Genomic DNA, 2422 nt, shown 5'->3' on the forward strand with positions numbered 1-2422 from the left:
CCACAACCTTCGCCACGGCCCTGATGCCCCTCACTTGAAGGCTGGCTTTTCAATCAGTCCCCTATCCGGCAGTGCGCCCGCGCCAGCCAGCAGCCGGTCACGATAGGGGCCGGGCACATGTTCCAGTTCCGCCATGCTGCCCTGCTGGGCGATACGCCCCTGCTCCATCACCACGATGCGGTCAAACCCGCGCAGGGTGGACAGCCTGTGCGCCACCGCGATCACGGTACGCCCCACCATGAGACGCTCCAGCGCGGCATGGACATGGCGCTCGCTTTCCCCATCCAGCGCGCTTGTCGCCTCGTCCAGTATCAGCACCGGCGCATTGCGCAGGAACGCGCGCGCGATGGCGATGCGCTGCCGCTGCCCGCCGGACAGCATCACCCCGCGTTCCCCCACGATCGTATCGAAGCCGGACGGCATGGCCGCGATGAAACCCGTGCAGCCCGCGGCCTCCGCCGCCGCCCTGATTTCGGCCTCGGTCGCATCGGGGCGGCCATAGCGGATATTCTCACGCACGGAGCGGCGCAGCAGGTACACATCCTGCGGCACGACGGCCATGCTGGCGCGCAGGCTGGCGTCATCGAGTTGCAGGATATTGATGCCGTCGATCTCGACCGCGCCTTCCTGCACGAAACGCTGGCGCTGCAACAGGGCCAGCACGGTGCTCTTGCCCGATCCGGACACCCCCACCAGCCGATCCGCGCGCCCGCCGGAATATCCAGATTGAAATGCGACAGCACCGGCGCGCCACCGGGATAGGCAAAGCTGACATCGCGCAGCCGGACATGCCCCCGCCCCCCGTTGGGGGCCAGCATGACCGTTTCGGCCACGCCACTGCGTTCATGCGGAGCCAGCAGGTGATCCAGCGTTTCCGACAGGCGGGTGACATGCTTCATCGCCTCCACCATCGAAAACGCGAAATCGCGCGTGCAGTTCAGGATCAGGAAGCCCAGCGTCGTCACCATCACCACATCGCCCGTGGTGGCCCGGTGCATGCGCCATAACACCACGGCCCACACCAGCAGCCCCGTGGTCATGAAGGCGGTGACGAAGGAGTGGATCATGCGCAGCTTTTCCATATACCGCAGCGAGAGGGTGTGCATGCCGGTCTCGCCCCCTATGCGCTGGCGCATGCGGGCATGTTCCGCGTCGATCATGCCATAGGCGCGCACCAGTGGCAGGTTCTGCACCACATCGAGCATTTCCCCATCCACCTCCGCCGCCTCGCGGGCATAGGACAGGTGCAGGCTCTGCCCACGCCCGGCCAGCCGGTAGATGGCAAGCCCCACCCCCATCGTCATGGCCACCAGCGCCAGCGCCATCCACGGGCTGACCGTGCCCAGCGTCGCGATGGCCAGCAGCAGGTTCAGCCCGGCGGGCAGCAGGTTCCACGCCGCCATGTTCTCCAGCGATTCCACCGCCGCGGCGGCTGCCGAAACCCGGGCCGCCAGCGCGCCGGACAGCCTGTCCGCGAAATAGGTGGAGGCATGGCCGGTCAGGTAACGGAACAGGTCGTGGCGCACATCGCCGCCCACGCGCACGATCACGCCCGACGCCGTCCACCCCGCCAGCCGCCACGCCGTGTTGTCACAGATGATGGTCAGGCAGAACAGCACGATGGAGACCCCTATGGCCTCGCGCCCCTGCTGGCCTTCCGACATGCCGTTGACCAGATGGCGGATGATGGCGGATATGCCCACGTTGCACGCAACCGCCACCATGATCGCGCCGACAATGGTGGCATGCCCCCGCCCGTGCCGCCGCACGTAATGCGCGATGAAGGCGATCGGGTGGTGGCGGTACCGGTGCAGCATGGCCGTGCGCCCCGTCTCGGCTGGGCGGGATAGCCGGCGGCATGGGCAGGGTGGTGTCGTCGGGTGGTGTCATGAAGGGTGCGGCCTCCGTGGCATGACGCGGTGGGGCTGGATGGAGTCAGGCGGGGCGCGGGCGGGATCATCCGCAGTTCCGCCGCATTTGCCCCGGTATCATACCCGCATGTCACATGCTCCCTTACCCCGCCTGGCGGCACGCATCGTGTTCGGGTTCCTGCTGGCCCTGTGGCTTGCCATCATGGCGCACGACCCCGTTTCCCTGCCCTTCTGAAACCGGGCGGGGCGGCGGTGGTTCATGACCAAATACCGACCGCCCCCCATATTCATGCGAATGCGCGCGTTCATGGGCCATCACACCGGAAAAGGACGGGCCGCCCGTCACTCCGCTCCAGCCGCCTTGCCGCGCTGTCGAGCCGGCGGATGGCGTCGAGCCGTTCCTCCCGCCCCAGCCGCGCCGCCGTCACCGCCGCCTTCATGACCGACAGGGTGCGGTCGTAAACCGCGACCGGCACCGGATAGGGGTGACGGTCCTTGCCTCCATGGGCGAGGGAAAACCGCGCCGGATCGGAAAAACGGCAGGGCGCGCC

1 protein-coding gene and 2 pseudogenes are annotated in these 2422 nt (G+C 67.7%); 1 reads left to right on the forward strand and 2 read right to left on the reverse strand.

All coding sequences use genetic code 11. From position 1 onward, the window contains the following. Nucleotides 1-30 precede the first annotated feature (30 nt). A pseudogene (locus JCM25156_RS24500) lies at nt 31-1817 on the reverse strand (ABC transporter ATP-binding protein). Here JCM25156_RS24500 and JCM25156_RS30000 point away from each other — a divergent pair. Continuing rightward, nucleotides 1816-2106, forward strand: coding sequence for a hypothetical protein (locus JCM25156_RS30000; protein ID WP_199898868.1), 291 nt, complete (start codon nt 1816-1818; stop codon nt 2104-2106). The pseudogene JCM25156_RS24500 and the gene JCM25156_RS30000 sit on opposite strands and share 2 nt — an antisense overlap. Here the strand turns inward: JCM25156_RS30000 and JCM25156_RS28095 are convergent. After that, nucleotides 2014-2422, reverse strand: a pseudogene (locus JCM25156_RS28095) (DUF763 domain-containing protein); the annotation flags it as partial. The gene JCM25156_RS30000 and the pseudogene JCM25156_RS28095 sit on opposite strands and share 93 nt — an antisense overlap.

The sequence above is a fragment of the Komagataeibacter kakiaceti JCM 25156 genome, assembly GCF_000613305.1.

What these genes read in the sequence shown, in the direction of transcription:
- JCM25156_RS30000 (WP_199898868.1), top strand. Translation starts at nt 1,816, where the DNA reads ATGGCCGTGCGCCCCGTCTCGGCTGGGCGGGATAGCCGGCGGCATGGG.